General features: G+C 63.9%; 20 protein-coding genes. 5 read left to right on the top strand and 15 right to left on the bottom strand.

Features of this window, described 5'->3' with window-relative positions; all coding sequences use genetic code 11:
• Positions 1 to 163 precede the first annotated feature (163 nt).
• The 3 genes from IVB42_RS38070 to IVB42_RS38060 all read right to left on the bottom strand — a co-directional run bounded on the left by IVB42_RS38070 (position 164) and on the right by IVB42_RS38060 (position 4,746).
• Positions 164 to 1,861, bottom strand: a complete 1,698-nt coding sequence (locus IVB42_RS38070) for a GMC oxidoreductase (protein ID WP_247398182.1) — start codon at positions 1,859 to 1,861, stop codon at positions 164 to 166.
• Positions 1,862 to 2,282: 421 nt separating this feature from the next.
• Positions 2,283 to 3,842 (bottom strand): carboxyl transferase domain-containing protein, encoded by a 1,560-nt coding sequence (locus IVB42_RS38065; RefSeq protein ID WP_247398184.1) that lies wholly within the window; start codon positions 3,840 to 3,842, stop codon positions 2,283 to 2,285.
• Entirely contained in the window at positions 3,772 to 4,746 is a 975-nt protein-coding gene (locus IVB42_RS38060; protein ID WP_247398186.1) for a helix-turn-helix domain-containing protein, read from the bottom strand. The genes IVB42_RS38065 and IVB42_RS38060 overlap by 71 nt, the downstream gene beginning before the upstream one ends.
• A 94-nt stretch (positions 4,747 to 4,840) precedes the next feature.
• Here IVB42_RS38060 and IVB42_RS38055 point away from each other — a divergent pair, with 94 nt between their 5' ends.
• The 4 genes from IVB42_RS38055 (at position 4,841) to glsA (ending at position 10,374) form a co-directional block, all read left to right on the top strand.
• Positions 4,841 to 5,062 carry an acetyl-CoA carboxylase biotin carboxyl carrier protein subunit gene (locus IVB42_RS38055; RefSeq protein WP_018459231.1) on the top strand — a complete coding sequence of 74 codons (222 nt, stop codon included), beginning with the start codon at positions 4,841 to 4,843 and terminating at the stop codon, positions 5,060 to 5,062.
• A gap of 164 nt (positions 5,063 to 5,226) precedes the next feature.
• Complete coding sequence (locus IVB42_RS38050) at positions 5,227 to 6,393, top strand: TAXI family TRAP transporter solute-binding subunit (protein WP_018459232.1); 1,167 nt, start codon at positions 5,227 to 5,229, stop codon at positions 6,391 to 6,393.
• Positions 6,394 to 6,428: 35 nt separating this feature from the next.
• Entirely contained in the window at positions 6,429 to 8,504 is a 2,076-nt protein-coding gene (locus tag IVB42_RS38045; RefSeq protein ID WP_247398188.1) for a TRAP transporter permease, read from the top strand.
• A 22-nt stretch (positions 8,505 to 8,526) separates the two neighbouring features.
• Positions 8,527 to 10,374, top strand: a complete 1,848-nt coding sequence (gene glsA, locus IVB42_RS38040) for a glutaminase A (protein WP_247297542.1) — start codon at positions 8,527 to 8,529, stop codon at positions 10,372 to 10,374.
• 5 nt (positions 10,375 to 10,379) lie between these two features.
• Here glsA and IVB42_RS38035 read toward each other — a convergent pair whose 3' ends face one another.
• Positions 10,380 to 10,682 carry a nucleoside triphosphate pyrophosphohydrolase family protein gene (locus IVB42_RS38035; protein WP_026233761.1) on the bottom strand — a complete coding sequence of 101 codons (303 nt, stop codon included), beginning with the start codon at positions 10,680 to 10,682 and terminating at the stop codon, positions 10,380 to 10,382.
• A gap of 26 nt (positions 10,683 to 10,708) precedes the next feature.
• On the bottom strand, positions 10,709 to 11,236 hold the full coding sequence (locus IVB42_RS38030; protein WP_085352807.1) for a carboxymuconolactone decarboxylase family protein: 528 nt from the start codon (positions 11,234 to 11,236) through the stop codon (positions 10,709 to 10,711).
• Between IVB42_RS38030 and IVB42_RS38025 the strand changes: the two genes are divergently transcribed.
• Positions 11,235 to 11,405: a hypothetical protein gene (locus tag IVB42_RS38025; protein ID WP_158091581.1), complete on the top strand. Its 171-nt coding sequence runs from the start codon at positions 11,235 to 11,237 to the stop codon at positions 11,403 to 11,405. The two genes, IVB42_RS38030 and IVB42_RS38025, sit on opposite strands and share 2 nt — an antisense overlap.
• A 440-nt stretch (positions 11,406 to 11,845) precedes the next feature.
• On the opposite strand, the gene IVB42_RS38020 is transcribed toward IVB42_RS38025, so the two are convergent.
• The 10 genes from IVB42_RS38020 to IVB42_RS37975 all read right to left on the bottom strand — a co-directional run bounded on the left by IVB42_RS38020 (position 11,846) and on the right by IVB42_RS37975 (position 20,793).
• Positions 11,846 to 12,205, bottom strand: a complete 360-nt coding sequence (locus IVB42_RS38020) for an OB-fold domain-containing protein (RefSeq protein ID WP_247398190.1) — start codon at positions 12,203 to 12,205, stop codon at positions 11,846 to 11,848.
• On the bottom strand, positions 12,202 to 13,338 hold the full coding sequence (locus IVB42_RS38015; protein ID WP_247472089.1) for a thiolase family protein: 1,137 nt from the start codon (positions 13,336 to 13,338) through the stop codon (positions 12,202 to 12,204). Before IVB42_RS38015 ends, IVB42_RS38020 begins: the two co-directional genes overlap by 4 nt.
• Positions 13,335 to 14,558: a CoA transferase gene (locus IVB42_RS38010; RefSeq protein ID WP_247297549.1), complete on the bottom strand. Its 1,224-nt coding sequence runs from the start codon at positions 14,556 to 14,558 to the stop codon at positions 13,335 to 13,337. Before IVB42_RS38010 ends, IVB42_RS38015 begins: the two co-directional genes overlap by 4 nt.
• Before the next feature lie 121 nt (positions 14,559 to 14,679).
• On the bottom strand, positions 14,680 to 14,886 hold the full coding sequence (locus IVB42_RS38005) for a hypothetical protein (RefSeq protein ID WP_018459240.1): 207 nt from the start codon (positions 14,884 to 14,886) through the stop codon (positions 14,680 to 14,682).
• A gap of 118 nt (positions 14,887 to 15,004) precedes the next feature.
• On the bottom strand, positions 15,005 to 16,174 hold the full coding sequence (locus IVB42_RS38000) for an acetyl-CoA acetyltransferase (protein ID WP_007609038.1): 1,170 nt from the start codon (positions 16,172 to 16,174) through the stop codon (positions 15,005 to 15,007).
• 59 nt (positions 16,175 to 16,233) lie between these two features.
• Positions 16,234 to 16,884, bottom strand: a complete 651-nt coding sequence (gene eda, locus IVB42_RS37995; protein ID WP_018459241.1) for a bifunctional 4-hydroxy-2-oxoglutarate aldolase/2-dehydro-3-deoxy-phosphogluconate aldolase — start codon at positions 16,882 to 16,884, stop codon at positions 16,234 to 16,236.
• 13 nt (positions 16,885 to 16,897) lie between these two features.
• On the bottom strand, positions 16,898 to 17,878 hold the full coding sequence (locus IVB42_RS37990; RefSeq protein ID WP_247398196.1) for a sugar kinase: 981 nt from the start codon (positions 17,876 to 17,878) through the stop codon (positions 16,898 to 16,900).
• Between the two features lie 23 nt (positions 17,879 to 17,901).
• A complete protein-coding gene (denD, locus tag IVB42_RS37985; protein WP_247369214.1) occupies positions 17,902 to 18,888 on the bottom strand; it encodes a D-erythronate dehydrogenase in 987 nt (328 codons plus the stop codon).
• Between the two features lie 79 nt (positions 18,889 to 18,967).
• Complete coding sequence (locus IVB42_RS37980) at positions 18,968 to 19,843, bottom strand: carbohydrate ABC transporter permease (RefSeq protein WP_007592322.1); 876 nt, start codon at positions 19,841 to 19,843, stop codon at positions 18,968 to 18,970.
• Between the two features lie 2 nt (positions 19,844 to 19,845).
• Positions 19,846 to 20,793, bottom strand: a complete 948-nt coding sequence (locus IVB42_RS37975) for a sugar ABC transporter permease (protein WP_247398209.1) — start codon at positions 20,791 to 20,793, stop codon at positions 19,846 to 19,848.
• Positions 20,794 to 20,810: the final 17 nt, after the last annotated feature.

Raw genomic sequence — 20,810 nt, 5'->3', positions numbered from 1 at the left:
GAACGCCGAAGCCGGGTTCCAAGTTCCGCCTAAGGACGCATGTCCGCCAGACCGTCGGCCGCGGAACCGTTCTCGCCCACCATTTCAGCTTTTGCGGTCTCACTAGCGGTCCTGGACGGTCAGCGTCGACAAGGCGGTTCGCCAGCCGAAAAGCCGCGCCGGCTCACTGCATCATCGCGGCCGCGATCTTCTCCGCCGACATCAGGACCGGAAAATTGGTGTTGGCGCACGGCACCACCGGGAAGATCGAGGCATCGACGACGCGCAGGCCCTGCACGCCCTTGACGCGCCCCTCTGGATCGACCACCGCCATCGGATCATCGGTCCGGCCCATGCGGCACGAGCAGGAGGCGTGCCACACGCCGATCGTGGCCTTGCGCACGAAGGCTTCCAACGCCTCGTCATCGTTGATGACGTCGTCGAAGGTGAAGCCCTCGACCACGAAATTGTCGATCATGTAGTGGCGCAGCGCCGCCGGCCCGTCCATCAGGGCCGCGGCGATCTTGGTCAGAATCCGATTCTTGGTGTTGACCACGCCGATCTTGCGCACGCGATCGGTATAGGAGGCCGGGAACGGCTTGTCCGTCACGGCCCTGACCACGTCGCTCATCTGCACGGCCGCCATCTTGCGGAAACCGCTCATCAGGCGATCAAGGTCGCGCCGGTCGGACAACAGGTTGAATTCGACGATCGGCTCGACTGCCGTGTCGCGCGAGGCAAGTTTGACCTGTCCGGTCTCGGAATAGGTCTTGTTGACGAACGTCAGCAGCGATCCGATCTGCTCACCGACGGCGTGCCAGGCCGATTTGCTGAGCAGGACGACGAACATGTCGCCTTTCGGTACGCCTTCGAGCCCGGACGAGTAACGCAGGCCAAGCTGCATGTGGCGCCTGGTGTGCTCGTTCATCCGCGCGCCGCGGCGGACAAAGGACGATAGCGAGATCGAGGGATGATCCATCAGGCGCTGGCCGACGCCCTGCAGCCCCATCAACACGGGAATGCCCATATCCCTGAGGTGACCGACCGGGCCGATGCCGGCGCGCAACAGATGCGCCGGCGAATGGATGGCGCCGCTGGAGAGAATGATCTCGCGGGCGCGGAATTCCTGCTCCCGCCCGTCGACCACCGCCTTCACGCCGACGCAATGCGTGCCCTCGAACAGCAACTCCCTGACTTGCGTGTTGGTGGAGATCGTGAGGTTGGCGCGCTTGCGCGTGTCTCGATCGAGATAGCCCATGGCAGCCGAGACGCGTTGCTCGGCCTGGTTCGAGTGCGTCACCGGGAAAAACCCGTCGACGAACTCGCCATTCTGGTCGGGCAGGAACTGATGTCCGGCCTGCTGGAAGGCTTGCGCGAACGCCTGCGAATGCCGCGTCCAGTGCTCCCTGGGGATTCGGCGGACCGGGATGCGGCCGTCCTTGCCGTGGTAGGGACCGTCGAAATCGAGGTCGCGCTCGACCTTCTTGAAGAAGGGCAGCACATCATTCCAGCTCCACCCCGCGGCGCCGCGCGCTTCCCATTCGTCGTAATCGGTCGGCGCGCCGCGGTTGGCCATCTGGCCGTTGATCGAGGAGCCGCCGCCAAGCACGCGAGCCTGCTCGTATTTGCGCAGGGGCGGGCGCCCTTCGTCCGGGTTGTTGTGACTGACGATCTGGGTCGTGACCTTGAGCTCGGTCCAGTGGAAGCGCGGATCGAAATAGGCCGTCCCCGGATAGCTGTCCTTGATCTCGGCCGGCTCGTCTCCGGGCGGTGTGTCCTGTCCAGCCTCGCAGAGCAGGACCTTGTTGGCGCTCCTCGCGGAGAGCCGGTGGGCCAGCACGGACCCCGCCGAGCCGCCGCCCACGATAATGAAGTCGTACACGATTGGCGCTTCCTCTTGTTCTTGCCCGGGAAGCGTAGCGCGTTATTGTTTTGAGGTCACGTCATCGCTGCCGCGGCAAAGCGCGAGCACAACGCCGTCGACGCCGAGGCACCGCCCGGCGGCAGGCATCTGCCGTCCGGTCAGCAGGTGACGAGGGAGCGAACCGAGGAGGCTTTACGGCTTCCTTACGAAGCCCGCGCGCAACCTCTCGGCAAACCAGACTACAAAAATCGAAGCGAACGACAGGCAGAAAAATATGGCTGTCCAAAGCAGCGCGTTACCCGCATTTGTCATGACGTCTCTCCCTCGTTTCAAACGAGACGCTTGCAGACAATCGAACGCTACGTGTTGCGATAGATCAATTTTGCCGAACTGCAATTAGGCTGAGATCGGCATCAGCAGCTCGCAGTGACGGCTGAGGCTACGGCCTGATCGAAAAACTCTCCGGCGGCCCTGGCTTCCGCAATGGCTCCGACAGCCGCGCGAACTCGCACAGCAGCGACCGCGTCTTCCTGGGATCGATGATCTCCTCCACCCAGAATTTTTCGGCGGAACGGAATGGCGAGCGCAGCTTGTTGAGGCGGTCCTCGATCTCTTTCAGTTTCTCCGCCTTGTCCTCGGCCGCGTCGATGTCCGCGCGGTAGGCGGCTTCGATGCCGCCTTCGAGCGGGAGCGAGCCCCAATAAGCCGACGGCCAGGCGTAGCGGATCGAGAAGCGGTCGGCGGGCTGATGCACCACGCCGGCGACGCCGAAGGCGTTGCGCAGGATCACCGTGCACCAGGGCACCGTGGCCTGGTTGACCGCGGCCATAGCGCGAACGCCATGGCGGATGGTGCCCGCCTTCTCCGCATCGAGGCCGATCATGAAGCCGGGGCAGTCCATGAGATAGACGATCGGCAAATGGAAGGTCTCGGCGAAGTCGACCCAGCGCACCACCTTCTGGCAGGCATCCGCCGTCCAGGAGCCGCCATAGTGAAAGCTGTCGCTGGCGAGCACCATCACCGCCCTGCCCTCGAGCCGCGCGAGGCCGACAATGATCGGCTTGCCGAAATTTTTGGCGACCTCGAAGAACGAGCCCTTGTCCACGACCTGCTCGACGATCGGCCGTATCTTGTAGACCTGCTTGCGGTTGCGTGGCACCGCGCTCATCAGCGCGTCTTCTGTGCGCTCCGGATTGTCGGTGCAGGGCAAGGTCGGTGGTAGCTCGTAGACCGACGACGGCAGATAGGACAGGAATCGCCGGGCGCAGGCAAACGCCTCCTCCTCGGTGTCGACGGCATGATCGACCGCGCCGGCGCGGGTCTGGATGTCGGCGCCGCCGAGCTCTTCCTTCGAGAGGTCCTGCCCCAGCGCCTTCACCACCGGCGGACCTGCGACGAACATCGCGGACTTCCGGGTCATGATGGAATAGTGGCTGGCGGCAAGACGCGCGGCACCGAGCCCTGCGACCGAGCCGAGGCCGAGCGCGACCACGGGCACGCGCGACAAATTCTCGGTGGTGAAGCGATACCAGCGTGTGCCGCCGATGCCGCCCGGCAAGTTCGCCGCGCCCTTGGTCTCGATAGTCTTGACCGAGCCGCCGCCGCCGGAGCCTTCGATGATGCGGACGATGGGCAGGCGGAGATCATGCGCCATCTCCTCCGCCATCAGCGGTTTTGCGGAGATGGACGCGTCCGCCGAGCCGCCGCGCACGGTGAAATCGTCGCCGACCACGACGACGGTGCGGCCTTCGATGCGCGCGCGGCCGAACACGCAGTTCGCCGGCGTCAATTTCTGCAACTCGCCGCTGGAATCGTATTCACCGACGCCGGAGACGGCGCCGATCTCGTGAAAGCTGCCCTTGTCGGTCAGTCTGTCGATACGCTCCCGAACAGTCAGTCGGCCCTGGTCATGCTGACGCTTGACCTTGTCAACGCCGCCCATCTCCCGCGCGAAGGCTTCGCGCCGGGCGAGCTCGTCGAGTTCCGGCTTCCAGTTCATTCACTCCCTCCGAATTGATCGGCTTATTATTGTTGTGCACGGCGATGGCGACCGGTTTACGCGGGATGCGGGCGTTGAAGACGTCGCCTTCCGCGCCCTCCATCAGGCTGCCGAGCGAACGGCCGAGCGCGAGCATCAGCGGCGCGACCTCGGCATGCAGGCGCTCTTCGTCGTACATCGCCGACAGAAGACCGATCGTGATGACGACGAAGGTCTGGTATTGCGGCGACCAGATCGGCACCGCGAGCCCGTTGATATGCGGGCTCCACAGGCCGCAGGCCACGACATAGCCGCGCTCATGCAGCGACTGCCGGTTGGCCTCGACGCGGGGCCGCAGGATTTTCGCAGCCTCGGGAGCTTCCCGCTCCATGTCCGCGATGAAGGCATCGCCGACCTCGGGCGCCAATGCCGCAGTGTAGGCTGCGCCTGCAGCGGTCGAGGCCATCGAGATGCGGCTGCCGGTGCCCTCGTGCAGCCCGAGTGCCGAGGCCGAACGCGCGAACTGAAGATAGACCAGATGGAAGCGATCGGGGACCACGAAGCCGACGGTGCCCGGCAGTTGCTCAGCGACTTCCTGGAGCCGCTGGCGAATCATGCTGCGCAGCTGCGCGCCCTTCATCATCGAGGCGCTCATCGCCACCGCGCTTGGCCCGATGCGATATTTCTGATCGCGCGGCAGATAGACCAGCTGCCCCATCCGCGTCAGCGTGTGCGTGAGCCGCGACACGGTCGAGCGCGGCAGGCCGCAGCGATTTGAAATTTCCAGATTGCCAAGCCTGGCCTCGTGGCCCTCGAAGCATCGCAACACGTCGAACGCGCGCGACACCACCTGGATGACATCACCCTCACCGGCTTCGCCAGCGAGCGCACCTTGTCTACTCAACCGCTCCGAACGTCGTCCCATGATCCCTACCGCTTGTTCCGCTGTGCGGAATTAAATTCCGCTTGCAGAAGAAACTACCTCAGGCATTTTGCGACCACAACAAAAAGGCGATGGCATGCCAGAAATTAAGATCGTCACGGAGATCGCCGGACGCGTCTGCGCAACTCCCGTGCAAGTTGGAGGAACCGTTGCAGATGGCGATGAGATTGTGGTGGTCGAAGCGATGAAGATGGAGATACCGGTGCTTTCGCCTGTGAGCGGCGAGATCACATCGCTTCTGGTGAAGCTCGACGACGTCGTTACCGAAGGACAGGCGATCGCAATCGTCGCAAGCTGACTGCATTCTCCGTCGTTTTCCGCGACATTCTGTCAGCCTCATTGCTGCGTTCGCGGTACGGCGTTGCCATTGCCTGACCGCGATGACATGATCTCTCAAACAAAACCTGTTTCAAACAAAGAAAGAAATCGTCGCGGCAAACGCGAGGATCATTGGAGGGAAACATGCGTCGTGGGCTGATCATGCTCGCGCCTGCCGTGGTGGCAGGCCTTTCTTTTGTGTCTACACGCTATGCATTCGCCGACGACATCAAGCTGCCGGCAACATTGACGTTCACCGCCTATGACACCGGTACCGCCGGCTTCAACATCGCGGTCGGCGTCGGCAAGATGATGAAGGACAAATACTCGACCGACGTGCGCGTGCTCCCCGCAGGCAACGATGTCGCGCGTCTGGCGCCGCTGCGCGCCAAGCGCGCGGTCTCCGCGGCGATGGGATCGGGGACATATTTCGCGCAGGAGGGCGTGTTCGAGTTCGGCTCCAGGGAATGGGGCCCGCAGCCGCTCCAGATCCTGCTCTCGAGCGTTGATTGCAATTGCGGTTCGCTCGGCGTGGCCGCGGATACAGGGGTGAAGGAGCTGAAGGACCTCAAGGGAAAGCGCGTCGGCTTCGTCGTCGGCTCGCCGGCACTGAACCAGAACTCGCTCGCGGTGCTCGCCTTCGCCGGCCTGACGCAGAAGGACGTCAAGATCGTCGAGTTCGCAAGCTACGGCGCGATGTGGAAGGGCTTGATCAACAACGACACCGATGCGGCCTTCGGCACCACCATCACCGGTCCCGCCAAGGAAGCCGAGACTTCGCCGCGCGGGCTGGTCTGGCCGCCGCTGCCGGCCAAGGACAAGGAAGGCTGGGCACGGATGCAGAAGGTCGGCTCGTTCTTCTTCCCGCAGACCGCGACCTGCGGCGCCGGTATCTCGCCGGACAAGCCGATCGAGCTCGGCAACTATCCCTATCCGATCTTCGTCGCCTACGCCTCGCAAGCCCCCGAGCAGGTCTATGCGATCACCAAGGCGATGATCGTGAACTACGATTCCTACAAGGACTCCGCGCCCGGCGCCGGCGGGCTTGCGGCCGATCGCCAGACCAAGAACTGGGTGGTGCCGGTGCATCCCGGCGCGGTGAAGGCTTTGAAGGAGGCCGGGCAATGGAACGACGCACAGGAGGCGCACAACAACGGACTGATCAAGCGGCAAGAGGTGCTTGGCGCCGCGTGGACCGACTACGGAAAATCCAATCCGCCTGCGGATGATAAGGCGTTCCTCGACGCCTGGATGAAGGCGCGTGCCGCGGCGCTTGCGAAGGCCGACATGCCGAACGGGTTCGAGGATTAGTTCACAGCGTTAATTGTCCACGCCCGGGGTCGATCATGTCGTCTGCTTCAGTCTCCACCCCCTCCCAGGACGGGGCCAAGCGGATCGTGTTCGACGATCCGCATGGCGCCGCCGCCAACATGCAGGAAGCGGAAGTTACGCGCGCGCGAAGCTTGCGTGGCGCGTGGCGCTGGCTGCTCGTCCTCGCGACCGCCGCGACCATCCTGCTCTGCATCAACCAGCAATTCTCGCTGCGCTTCTTCGTCGGCTACACCCAGCTCAACACGGAATACTTCTACCTCCTGATCGCCCTGATGCTGCCGTTCACGTTCCTGATCTTCCCGGGGACCCCGCGCGCGCCGCTCGACCGCATTCCCTGGTATGACCTTCTCTGCTTCGTCGTGACCTTTGCCGCCGCGCTGCTGTTGATGTCGAACGTCCGCAAGGCCGCCGAGGCCGGCTGGGAATTCGGCGGCGCGCCGAACAGCGTGATCGCAGCCGGTCTCGTGATGTGGGTGATGTTGATGGAGGCGCTGCGCCGCACCGGCGGCTGGAGCCTGCTACTGAGCGTGCTTCCCTTCACCGTCTATCCGCTGTTCGCGGAATCCAGCTGGCTCGGGCCGTTCCGCGGCACGCAGTCGACGCTGGAGCAGGCGACCGCCTATCACGTGCTGTCGGGCGAGAGCCTGCTCGGCATTCCCATCCAGGCGTTTGCCGACACCGTGATCGGCTTCCTGGTGTTCGGCACCGCGTTGATGATGACCGGCGCCGGAAAGTTCTTCATCAATCTCGCCTTCGCGCTGTGTGGCACGTTCCGCGGCGGCGCGGCCAAGGTGTGCATCTTCGCCAGCGGCCTGCTCGGCATGATGTCAGGCTCGATCATCTCCAACGTGCTGACCGCCGGCACCATGACCATTCCGGTGATGAAGAAGAGCGGCTTTCGCGCCTCCTATGCGGGCGCGATCGAGGCTTGTGCCTCGACCGGCGCGGTGCTGGCGCCGCCGGTGATGGGCGCGACCGCCTTCGTAATCGCGCAGTTCCTCAATGTCAGCTACGCCGATGTCGCGATCGCGGCCATCATTCCCGCCGCGCTCTATTATATCGGCCTGTTCATGCAGGTCGATTCCTACGCCGCACGACACGGGCTGAAGGGCATTCCGCGCGCGGAGCTGCCGCGGGTCATGGATACAATCAAGGATGGCTGGTACTACGTCTTCGTCATCGCCCTCCTGATCGTGATGCTGCTCTACTTCAAGCGCGAGAGCCATGCGCCATTCTACGCCACCGCATTGCTTCTTGTGCTCAACCAGCTGTTCTCGAAGGACACGCGCTGGACTGTCGCGACCATCGGCAAATTCCTCGAGGTCAACGGCCGCACCTTCGTCGAGCTTGTCGGCATCCTCGCCGGGTGCGGCCTGCTGATCGGCGCCTTCTCGATGACCGGCGTGGTGTCGAGCCTCGCCAACGACCTGCTGCATATCGCCGGCGACAATCCGTTCCTGCTGCTCGGCATGTGCGCCCTGACTAGCCTGATTCTCGGGCTCGGCCTGACCACGACGGCCTGCTACATCTTCCTCGCCATCCTGGTCGCACCCGCGCTGGAGAAGCTCGGGCTGAACAAAATGGCCGTGCACATGTTCATTTTCTACTGGGGCATGCTGTCGTCGATCACCCCGCCGGTCGCGATTGCATCATTCGCAGCGGCAGGTATTGCCGGCTCGCCGGCGATGAAGACGGGCTGGGAATCGATGTGGGTCGGCAGCATCATCTATTTCATCCCGTTCTTCTTCGTGCTCAATCCCGCGCTGGTGCTGCAGGGGCCGAGCCCCTATCTGGCCGGTCTCGGCTTGATGGCGCTCGCGGCGTTCGGCACGCTGTTCATCTGCGGCGGCATCCAGGGCTACCAGCCCTTCGTCGGCGATCTCCGCGGCGCCGGTGCGCTGGAGTGGCCCATCCGCGTGCTGCTGGTGATCGGCGGTTTCGTGGTGGCCACCCCCGGCGGCGGCATCATGCCGCTGTCGCAGATGCAGGTGACGCTGCTCGGCCTCGCCATCCTGATCCCCACGATTTTGCTCGCCCTGCTGCTGGTCCGGCGGCAGACCGTGGTGCCGGACGGGTTGCGCGTGCCCTGATTGCGTTGCACAAAGAGAGGCAATGAAACCGCTTTCGCCTCTCGCTACCGCCTGGACCCGCTCGAAGCCGCCTTTGCTGCGGTTTCTGGACAATTGCCTCAACGAATTCTCGGCAGAGACCTCGGGCGCGGTCGCCGACTACATTCCCGAGCTCGGCAAGGCCGATCCTGCCTGTTTCGGCATCAGCCTCGCGACCCTGGACGGTCATGTCTACGAGGTCGGCGACTCCAGGGCGCCCTTCACCATCCAGTCGATGTCAAAGCCGTTCGTGTTCGCGCTGGCGCTGGACCTGCTCGGCGCAAACAGGGTGGAGAGCGCAATCGGCGTCGAGCCCTCCGGCGATCCTTTCAACTCGATCCGGCTCAACTCGGAGAATCATCCATTCAACCCGATGGTCAATGCCGGCGCGATCGCCTGCACCGGGCTGATCCACGACAGCAAGGGTCCGGACGCCTTCGAGCAAATTCGCCTCGCGCTCAGTCGTTTTGCCGGCCGCGACCTCGCCGTCGACGAGGCCGTCTACGCTTCCGAAAGCCAGACCGGCGACCGCAACCGCGCCATCGGCTATCTCCTCAAGACCAATGCGGTGATCTCGGACAATGTCGCGGCCGTACTCGACGTCTATTTCCGGCAATGCGCGGTGCTGGTCACCGCGCGCGACATCGCCGTGATGGCGGCAACGCTCGCCAACCGTGGCGTCAACCCGGTTACCGGCGAGCAGGTGCTGACGCCTTACGCGATCTCGCGCACGCTGTCGGTGATGACGTCGTCGGGCATGTACGACTATGCCGGCGAATGGATCTATCGGATCGGCATCCCCGCCAAGAGTGGCGTCGGCGGCGGAATTCTCGCCGCACTCCCCGCCCGCCTCGGGCTCGGCAGCTATTCGCCAAGGCTCGACAAGCACGGCAACAGCGTGCGCGGCATCAAGGTCTGCGAGGCGCTGTCCTCGCATTACGATCTGCATATGCTCAACCGCAGCGACGACGCACGCAACGCCGTCATCGCCGATTACGACATCGGCAAGAGCCCGTCGCGGCGCGTGCGCCGCCCGCAGGAGCGCGATATTCTCGCAGCCCACGAGCAGGAGGTGCGGATCATCGAGCTGGTCGGCACGCTGTCGCTGTCGGCGGTCGACTATGTCTCACGCCGGCTTGCGGGCCGGCCGCGGCCGCAATTCGTGATTTTCGATCTCCACCGCGTCACCTCCACCACACGCGCCGGGGCGCGGCTGGTGGCTGAAGCGTTCGAGGAGCTGGCGGCGCTGAATGTCACCGTCGTCCTGTCAGGCGTCAGGCGCGCCTCCAAAGAATGGGACAGCCTGCGGGAGTGGACCGCGGAGCTGAAGAACGTCCGCGACTTCTATGTGCTCGACACCGCGACCGAATGGGCCGAAGACCAGATCGTCTACCGCTATGGCGGCTCGATCGATTTTCACGAGACCACCGAGCTTTCCGAGCAGCCGCTGCTCGCAGGCCTCAGCGCGGAAGAGCTGACCGACCTCGCCTCGATCTGCACGATCCGGATCTATCAGTCTGGCGCGAAAATCCTCACCACTGGCGCCGCAGCCGATTCCCTGTTCTTCCTGCGCAGCGGCGCGGTGCATGTCACCCTGCCCGACGGAGTGCGGCTCGCAACACTCACCGCCGGCATGGCGTTCGGCGAGATGGCCCTGATCGAGACCACCCGCTCCGCGGACGTGTTCGCGGATATGGCTGCGACCGCGTTCGAGGCGCCTCTGAAAGCGTTCGAGCGCTTCCGCAAGCAGCACCCGCACGCCAGCGAACGCATCATGCGCAATCTTGCGCAGCTTCTGGCCGAGCGCCTGATCGTCGCCAACGCCAAAGTGGATATCTTGACCTCCACCTGAGTGGCCTAGCGGCTCGCCGCCTCGCTGATCCGCCGCTTGATCTTGGCGGCACTGGTCTTGAGCAGCTCCGATGGCTGCTGGCCGGTCGCCACGCAGAGGCAGGCCCAGTAATAGATGACATCGCCGAGCTCTTCGACGAGGCCCGCCTGGTCGAGCCAGTCATCGCGGAGCAGCTTCTTGATATGGTCGGCGACTTCGCCGGACTCGCCGGCGAGGCCGAGCCCGAGATAGGACAGCCGTTCGTTCGACGGACGCTCATCGACTTTCGCAATCGTTGCAGCCCAGGCGGCATATTCATCGATCGTCATGAGCATCCCTCACAGCAATTGCTCGATCAGCCGACCACTTCGGTGACCGGCTGAAGGTCGATCTCGAAGGTCTCCAGAAACTTTGACGTCATGATGTAGAATCCGACCGAGAGCTGCAGTTCAACCAGTGCGGCCGGCGTCAGCTTCGATGAGATCGCCTTGAAGGTCGCATCCGTCGGCTTGTTCAGCTTGACGATCTCGTCGGTGAAGGCGAGCGCGGCGCGCTGCACTTCATTGAAACAGTTCGCGGCCTGCCAGTTCTCGAGCGCCTCGTTCTGCTCGTCGGTGACGCCGACATTCTTGCCGATGCGCTTGTGCGCGACGATCTCATACGGCGCCTCGCACAAAATGCCGGTGCGGGTGATCGCGAGTTCGCGCACGATCGGATCGAGCTCGCCCTTGTGGCGGATGGCGCCGCCGAGCCGGCAGTACTGCTCGAAATAGCTCGGCGAATGCGACATCATCCGGAAGATGTTGGCATTGCGGTTCTTGTCGAGGATCTCCCGGGTGCGGTCGGATGCCTTGGACGGGTCGCTGTAGTTGATGCGGGCCATGATTTTCCTGAAGTTTTTCCCTAAGCCTTTGATGCTTTTTGTCGTTAGCGGCGAAATTTCCACGAAACTGTATTCTTGCGCGTCCGCAGGAGCAACAACATCGAGTCAAAATGCCGCCGCATTGCTGAACGACCTTGGCACAGTCGATATTCGCCGCGTGGGGACTTGATCGCGGCGGATACTCGCAAGGGGTGTTCCGAGTAAAAACAATTGGCCGTTGGGCGCTAACCGCGCATCGATGAGTCACGCCCAAGTCTAGGGAGAAAATGGAATGAAGGAAGCCACCAAGGGGGCGGCCTCGGAAGCGTTCGCGCATATGCTAGCGGTGATGGCGATGCTCGTCATCGCCAGCATCCTGTTCTACGGGCGCTAGTTAAGAGTCGGGTGAGAGCTTTCGTCATTCCGGGGTGGCCCTCGCACAGGCCAGGCCCAGAATTCCCGTTCCAGGCTCGGTCTCTCAGGACCGCCCCCGAATGACGGATCCCACCGCTCGCTTTGCTGCAGGAGCCCGGATGGAACGAAGCGCGAGCAGGGAAAGTCTATCGGTGAGGCGAAAACCCCGGATTTCGGTCCGCTCCATCCGGGCTGCATTCGAGCAACTAAATTTCACTATCTGTCTTTGGCGAAGAACGGCACCAGCTTGCCGGCGAATGGCTTGAAGCTCGCATTGACCTCATCGCCGATGGCGAGATCATTCTCACCATGCGCCATCATGCGAAAACCCTCGGCGCAATCGACCAGCACGATGTTGTAGGGCACGTGCGACCGCGTCTCAGGCGTGGCGGCGCGGCAGACCAGCGACGTCGCATAGACCCTGCCTTTGCCGCTGGCGCGCTGCTCCCGCAGATCGGACGCGCCGCAGGCCACGCAGAAGGCGCGACGAAAATACTGCACATGGCCGCATGCGGTGCAGGTCTGATAGGTGACGGCCTGTTCGCCATTGGTCCAGTCGCCAAGACGCTTGCTCATCGCACCCGCTCCAGGAACATGCTGACGTGGGACGACAGCACGCCGCCATCGCCGTGCAGCAGCGCGATCGAGGCGTCGCGCACCTGACGATTCGCCGCCCGCCCCGTCATCTGCAGATGCGTTTCCACCAGATGCGCCATGGCGCCACCGACGCCGCAATGACCGTAGCTGAGCAGGCCGCCATGGGTGTTCAGCGGCATCGCGCCGTCGCGGCTGAAATGGCCGGCGCGCACGCGTGCGGCTGCCTCGCCCCGGCCAGCAAGGCCAAGATCTTCCAGCAGCATCGCGAGCGTGATGGTAAAGCTGTCGTAGATCGCCGCGTAGCGCACGTCGGAAATCGCGAGGCCGGTGGCCTCCCTGGCGCGGGCGACGGAGATCTCGGCGCCGAGTTCGCTTAAGCGCGGCGCTGCAGTGACGTGCTGATGGGTATGAGCCTGGGCACAGCCGAGAATGCGCACGCCGGCCTCTCCGGTCCGCTCGCGGCTGACGACGAAGGCGGCACCGCCGTCGGACACCGGGCAGCAATCGAGCAGCTTCAGCGGCATCGCCACCGGCTTCGAGCCCATGACGTCGGCGACCTCGATGGGATCCTGGAATTGCGCACCAGGATGAGTGCAGGCGTGGGTGCGCATCAGCACCGCGAATTCGGCGAGGTCTTCTTCCGTCACGCCGTATTCGTGCATGTATCTGTTAGCGACGAGGCCGTAATAGGCGGGGATGGTCGGGCCGAGCGGCAGTTCGTAGTCGGGATGGCCGACCTGCGCCAGCGCCTGGATCGAGGCATCGCGGCTCTGCCCGGTGAGGCGGTTCTCGCCGGCCACGACAAGCACATTGCGGGCGACGCCCGCTTCGACGAGATGATGGGCGAGCATGGTCATCGCGAGCCCGGTCGCGCCACCGACCTGGACGGCATGGGCGTAACTGGGGCGGATGCCAAAATGCTCGGCAAAAACGGTCGCCAACATGATGTGCGGCGAGACGGTGGAGTAGCCGCAGAGGATGCCGTCGATCTCGGCACGCTTGAGCCCGGCATCGTCGAGCGCAGCCTGCGCGGCCTTGCTCATCAGCTCCAGCGAGGACGAGTCTTCGTGCTTGCCGAAAGGCGTGAGACCGACGCCGGTGATGAAGCTCATGGGCGCACCAGTGCATCGTCATTCCGGGGCGGCGAACGGGTGACGCCATCGCGGACCATGGCGTCGATCTCGTCGGCGGAATAGCCGATCTCGCGCAGGATTTCCGCGCCGTGCTCGTTGAGCTGCGGCGCGAGCCGCACCGGTTCGGCTTCGGTTTCGGACCAGGTGGCCGTCACCCTCATGCTCCGGATCGGCCCTTCAGTTGGATGGTTCACCACTGGGAAAAAGCCGGTCGCCTCCAGATGCTCATCGTGCAGCATCGACGCGAGGTCGTGCATGGGCATCACCGGCACGTCGGCCTTGGTGAGCAGGTCGATCCATTCCGCGGTGCTGCGCGTCTCGAAGATGCGCGCGAGCTCGGCATAGACGACGTCGATATTGGCGGCGCGGCCGGCGAATGTCGCGAACATCGCGTCGGCGCGCAGGTCGTCGCGTCCCGTCGCCTTAAAGAAGTTCTCCCACTGCTTGTCGTTGTAGACGATGACGCTGAGATAACCGTCCGATGTCTTGTAGGGCCGGCGGTCGCGCGAGAGGTGGCGGGCGTAACCGCCCTTGTCGAGCGGGGGCTCATAGGTCAATCCGCCCATGTGGTCGCCCATGACGAAGCCGGCCATGGTCTCGAACATCGGGATGTCGACGCGCTGGCCGCGGCCGGTGCGGTCGCGGTGCACGAGGCTGGCGCAGATCGCGCCCACGGCAGTCAAGCCTACGATGCGATCGACCAGTGCGTTCGGCACATAGCGCGGCACACCGTCACCGGTCTGCGCCATCAAGGCGGGCAGCGCGGTGGCGCCCTGGATCAGATCGTCATAGGCCGGTTTTGCAGCATAGGGCCCGTCCTGGCCGAAGCCGAACACGCCGGCATAGACCAGCCGCGGATTGATTTTGGAAACAACGTCATAGCCGAGTTGAAGCCGCGCCATCGCCTGCGGGCGGACGTTGTAGACGAGAACGTCGGCGTCTTTCAGCAAGCGGAGCACGGCCTCGCGGCCGGCGGGCTTCTTCAGGTCAAGGCAGATCGAGCGCTTGCTACGGTTGGTGTTGAGAAACACCGGGCCCATGCCTGCGTGCCGCATCGGGCCGATCAGGCGGGTGACGTCGCCGTCCAGAGACTCCACCTTGATGACGTCTGCGCCGTAATCGCCGAGCATCTGGGTCGCATAGGGGCCCATCAGCACGGTGGTCATGTCGACGACCTTGATGCCCTTCAGCGGCCCCATCGTTCGCTCCCGATTGCGCGGCCTCAAGTGAGGCCTGCGATTTCGGTCCAGCTAACGGCAGTGGCGGCGCATGCGCAAGAGCCGCCGGCGTATGGCCGCATGCGCCGGCGGCGAAAGGCGGCTATTTCTTCTGACGGGAATCGCGAATCTTGAGGAGGCGGTCGAGCTCATCATTCTGCTGGTTGATGCGGTCAGCGATCCGCGACTCGTTCTGCTCACCCGAGGCGGCCGCGGCCTGCTCGATGAGCTGGCGGATATTGTCCTCGAGAATCGCGATGCGATCGTTGAGTGCGTCCATCGACAGCGAATCTTCGTAGTCATTGCTCATGATGCATCCCCTGCAAATCGATCAAGAGCTTTAAGGGCCCGCAGCGGGCCCACCATGATCTAGCGCAAGATAAGAAGGTGGGCACGGCGCTTCACGCCTTGCCTACCGTGCAGCAGCCTTACTTCAGCGGCTCCAGCACGGAGACGTAGTTGGCAACCGCCGCACCGCCCATGTTGAAAATGCCGCCGAGCTTTGCATTCTTGAGCTGCATGCCCTCGGGCGCTTGGCCGGCGAGCTGCATCGCGGTCATCACGTGCATGGAGACGCCGGTGGCGCCGATCGGATGGCCCTTGGCTTTCAGGCCACCGGACGGATTGACCGGCAGCTTGCCGTCCTTGAGCGTCCAGCCTTCCTTGATGGCACGGGCACCCTGCCCCCGCGGCGTCAAGCCCATCGCTTCGTACTCGATCAGCTCGGCGACGGTGAAGCAGTCATGGGTCTCGACGAAGGAGAGATCGGAAAGTGTAACGCCCGCCTTCTCCAGTGCGCGCTGCCAAGCGACCGTGCAGCCCTCGAACTGGAGGATGTCGCGCTTGGACATCGGCAGGAAATCCTGGGCGTGCGCGGTGGCGCGGAAGCCGATCGACTTGCTCATGCCCTTGGCGGTTTCCGCGTCGGCCAGCACCAGGGCAGCGGCACCGTCCGAGACCAGCGAGCAGTCGGTGCGCTTCAGGGGGCCGGCGACGTAGGGGTTCTTCTCGCTCTCGGCGCGGCAGAAGTCGAAGCCAAAGTCCTTGCGCATCTGGGCGAAGGGATTGGCGACGCCGTTCTTATGGTTCTTGGCCGCGATCAGCGCCAGTGCATCGGACTGGTCGCCGTATTTCTGGAAATAGGAGCTGGCGATCTTGCCGAACACGCCGGCGAAGCCGCCGACAGTGTCGCCGTCCTCGGGCAGATAGGACGCCTTGAGCAGGTTCTTGCCGATCTCCGGGCCCGGCGTGCGCGTCATCTGTTCGACCCCGACAACGAGGACAATCCTGGCCGCGCCGGCCGCGATCGCGCGCACGCCCTGATGGACGGCGGCGGAGCCGGTGGCGCAGGCGTTCTCGACCCGGGTCGCCGGCTTGAAGCGCAGCTTCGGGTCGGCCTGGAGCACCAGCGAGGCGGTAAAATCCTGGGGCGAGAAGCCGGCGTTGAAATGGCCGAGCACGATCTCGTCGACATCGCCGGCCGAAATGCCGGCATCCGCCAGCGCCTCATTGGCTACCTTCACCACAAGGCTTTCCACGGTCTCGGTGTCGAACTTGCCGAACGGCGTATGCGCCCATCCGACGATGCTGGCGGTCATGGTCATTCTCCCTGGCGCTCTCTTGCTGACCTAAGTCTTAGCTCAGGGATGGCAAGACTTCACGCGGGTTTAAGGGCCTCGAGGGTGCGCTGGCAGATGGCAGTTATGCCGGCCCAGTTCCCGGCCCTGATCTCCGCCGTCGGGCACAGCCAGGAACCGCCGACCGCGACCACATTGGGCTCCGCGAGCCAGGTTGCCGCATTGGCCTCGCCGACCCCGCCGGTCGGGCAGAACCGCACGTTCGGGAACGGCCCACCCAGCGAGCGCAGCCCCTTGATGCCGCCGGCCTGCTCGGCCGGGAAAAATTTTGCAATGTCGAAGCCGTAGGACAGCGCCATCATCAGCTCGGAGGCCGTGGCGATACCCGGCGCAAACGGCAAGGAGCTATGGGTGGCGGCCTTCAAGAGGTCCGGGGTCAAGCCCGGGCTGATGCCGAACGCAACGCCGAGCTTCTCGACACGGGTAAAGTCGGCCGGATTGAGAATCGTGCCGATGCCGACCACCGCCTCGGGCACCTCGGCCATCATCGCCCTCGCCGCCTCGATCGCAACAGGGGTACGCATGGTCACCTCCAGCGTGCGGACGCCGCCGGCCACCAGCGCACGCGCCAGCGGCACCGCATCCTGGATACGCTCGATGGTGAGGACGGGAATGACAGTCGCGGCCTTGAACAGCGCGGCGAGGTGGTTCTGTTGGGCAGTCGTGGTCATCTTGGCTTTCGTTTCACTTGGTCGCTTGACGCGTGGTCGCCGGCCGATGCCGTTTCTTCGGCGGCATGGCATAACCCGGAATGATGGCGCCGGAATAGCAGATGACGAGGCTGGCGAGGCGGTGCCCGGCCTGCGCGGCCTCGACCGGGTCGGAACCGGCGAGCCGTGCCGCGATATAGGCCGCCGCAAAGCTGTCGCCGGCCGCGGTGGTGTCGACCACGGGCTTGGTCATGGGCTCTGCGCGGACCTCGTAGGGCCCCCCGGGAAAGCGCAGCAGGCTGACCGGCTCGGCGAGCCGGAACACCAGCTCGGGGCTTGGGATGCGCGCCATCAACTGCTCGTGGCTTTCGCCGGGATAGAGAGCGAGCAGATCCTCGGTCGAGGTCAGCACGATGTCGGCTGCCGCGAAGGCCGCTGAAAACACCTCGCGCGCGACCTCACGATCCGGCCATCCCCGCGCGCGAAAATTGGTGTCGAACACGAAGCGGGTGCCAAGCAGACGCGCGCGCTTGATCGCCGCGAGCAGGCGCTCGCGCCCAGCCGTGTCGTAGATCGAGAGCGTGATCGCAGAGAGATAGACGATGTCGTAGCTCATCAGCGAATTGAGGAGATCGTCCGTCTCCGGCAGGTTCATCAGCTGGCGCGCCGCCGCACTGTCGCGCCAGTGGAAGAACTGGCGCTCTCCCTTCGCATCCAGCTGGATCATGTAGAGGCCGGGCAGCTTGCCCGGCAGCCGCGCGACGCGCCTCGTGCCGACGCCCTCCGCAGTCCAGGCCGCGATCATCTCATCGCTCAGGGCATCGTCGCCAAGCGCGGTGAAATAATCGACCTTGACCTCGAGCCGCGCGAGGTAAACGGCCGTGTTGAAGGTGTCGCCGCCGAATCCACGCGAGTAGAGGCCCCCGCCCTGCCCGCTGGAAGGTCCGGCGGATTGTCCACCCTGGGCCTGCCGGAGCTCGACCATGCATTCGCCGATGCAAGCAACGCTCGCCATCACTTTACCCGCTCAGTCAGAGATCAGGCGACGAAATTGCCGCCGAGCTCGTCTTCGATGTGAATGCGGATGATGTCGTCGAAAGTCTTCTCGGCAGTGGTGAAGCCGAGCTCGAGCGACCGCTTTGCATTGAAGTTGCGCGGCCAGCCGCCGACGATGCTGACGATAAAGGGATCGGGCTCCCGCTTGATGCGGGCGGCGACCTTGTCGCCGGCGACGCGCTTCAGCGCAGCGATCTGCTCGCCAACCGTCGCCGACAGACCCGGCATGGTCAAATTACGGCGCGGCCCCACCGCGGCGAGGTCCATGGTGCCGGCATGCAGCAGGAAGCCGACGGCGGAGCGCGGCGTGGCATGCCAGTGGCGGACGTCCTCGGACACGGGAAGAACCGCTTCCTTGCCGGCCAGCGGCTCGCGCAGGATGTTGGAGAAGAAGCCCGATGCCGCCTTGTTGGGCAGGCCGGGCCTGATGCAGATGGTCGGCAGGCGGATGCCGATGCCATCGAGGAAGCCGCGGCGGGAATAGTCGGCCAGCAGTAATTCGCCGATCGCCTTCTGCGTACCGTAGCTCAGAAGCGGCGTGTGGAAGAACTCGTCGCCGATCGCATCGGGGAACGGCGCGCCGAACACCGCGATCGAGGACGTGAAGACCACGCGCGGCTTGTAGCCGCCGCCTGCAAGCCTGACGGCATCGAGCAGCATTCGCGTGCCGTCGAGATTGATGCGGTAGCCCTTGTCGAAATCGAGCTCGGCTTCGCCCGAGACGATCGCGGCGAGATGAAAGATCACGTCCGGACGGCCGGCGATCAGCTTTTCGGCCGCACCCGGCACGGCGAAATCGCTCGACACGGTCTCGACGGCAAAACCGGCTCTTTCGGGCGCCTTCGGCTCGACCACGTCATGCATGGTCAGCTTGGTGATGTCGCTCTTGCCGAGCCGGCCGTCGCGCGACAACCGTTCGCACAATTTGCGGCCGACCATGCCGGCGGCGCCCAGAACCAGAATGTGCAAGAGCCTACTCCTTTTTATTGGCCGGAACGCGCCGATTTCGGCGATTCGTCCTGGCGCGCTCTCGAGGCAGGCCCCGCGATCATTCCTTCACGGCGCCGGTCATCGCCGACACATAATACTCGACGAAGAAGGAATAAAGGATAACTACGGGAACCGAGCCGGTCAGAGCCGCCGCCATCAGGGCCCCCCAGTGGTAGACGTCGCCATTGACGAGCTCGGTGATCGCGCCGACCGGGATCGTCTTGTTTTCGGACGAGGAGATGAAGGTCAGCGCGTAAATGAACTCGTTCCAGGACAACGTGAAGGCGAAGATGCCCGCCGAGATCACGCCCGGCAGCGAAAGCGGCAGCGTGATCTTCATCAGAATCTGCAGCCGCGTCGCCCCGTCGATCAGCGCACACTCCTCCAGCTCATAGGGGATGGTGCGGAAATAGCCCATCAGGAGCCAGGTGCAGAACGGGATCAGGAAGGTCGGATAGGTCAGGATCAGCGCCAAATTGCCGTCGAACAGCCCGAGCTGAAACACGATCGCCGCCAGCGGAATGAACAGAATGGAGGGCGGCACCAGATAGCCGAGGAAGATCGCAAGGCCGACATAGCGCGAGCCCTTGTAGCGAAGGCGTTCGATCGCATAGGCGGCGCAGACGCTGGCGAACAGGGAGATGAAGGTCGAGGACACCGAGACGATCACGGTGTTCCACATCCAGAGCGGATAGTCGGTGTCGAAGAACAGCTTCTTGATGTGCTCCAGCGTCGGATGCACGATCCAGAACGGATTGTACTTTTCGTAGTCGTACATCTCCGCGTCCGGCTTGAACGTCGCGACCGCCATCCAGTAGAACGGGAACAGCAGGAAGAAGATGATCAGGCCGAGCGGAAGGTAGACCCGAAAAAACTTCCGCGGGAAGCTCTCGAGATAGTCCATTCCGACGCTTTGGTCGTCTGCCGTGGTCATGGTCAGTCCCTCCCGCCCTGCTGCCAGCGGGAACGCTGAAGCCCGAAAAAGCTGAGCAGGATCGCCGCGACCAGGAACGGAATCATCGCGTTCGAGATCGCCGCCCCCTCGCCGAGATTGCCGCCGGTGATGGCGCGCTGGAACGACAGCGTCGCCATCAGATGGGTGGAGTTGATCGGTCCACCCCGCGTGATGGTGTAGATGAGCTGAAAGTCGGTGAAGGTCATCAGCACCGAGAACGTCATCACGACCGCGATGATCGGCGACAGCATCGGCAGCGTGATGTGGCGGAAGCGCTGCAGATTGGTGGCGCCGTCGAGATTGGCGGCCTCATAGAGCGAGGGCGAGATGGTCTGTAATCCCGCCAGCAGCGTGATCGCCACGAAAGGCACGCCGCGCCAGATATTGGCGGCGACGACCGACCAGCGCGCATTCCAGGGATCGCCAAGGAAATCGATATAGCGCGTGATCAGGCCGGCCTTGATCAACACCCAGGAGATGATCGAGAACTGGCTGTCATAAATCCACCAGAACGCGATCGCAGAGAGCACCGTGGGCACGACGAAGGGCAACAGCACGATCGCCCGGATCATCGACTTCATCGGCAGCCGCTCGTTGAGCAGCAGCGCCAGGTAAAGGCCGATGGCGAATTTCACCGCGCTGGCGGCGACCGTGTAGAAGATGGTGTTGAACACCGAAAGCCAGAACACTGAGTCCTTCGCCAGCGAGACGAAATTCTGGAAGCCGATGTAGCGCCCGGCGCCGCCGATCTTGGTGTCGGTCATGCCGAGCCAGAAGCCCAGCGCCAGCGGGTAAGCCAGAAACAGGATGAGGATGGCGATTGCCGGCACCATGAACATCGCGCCGAGGAAATGCCGGCTCTCGAATGCTCTGGTCCACAAGCTGCTGCGCTTGGCCTGCGCGACAGTGGACTCGGCCAAAACTGCCATGTCGGATTCCCCTCGAC

Origin of the sequence: Bradyrhizobium sp. 45 (assembly GCF_023073155.1) — a bacterium.
Lineage (GTDB): Bacteria > Pseudomonadota > Alphaproteobacteria > Rhizobiales > Xanthobacteraceae > Bradyrhizobium > Bradyrhizobium canariense_D.
This window is presented reverse-complemented; position numbering and strand designations above follow the sequence as displayed.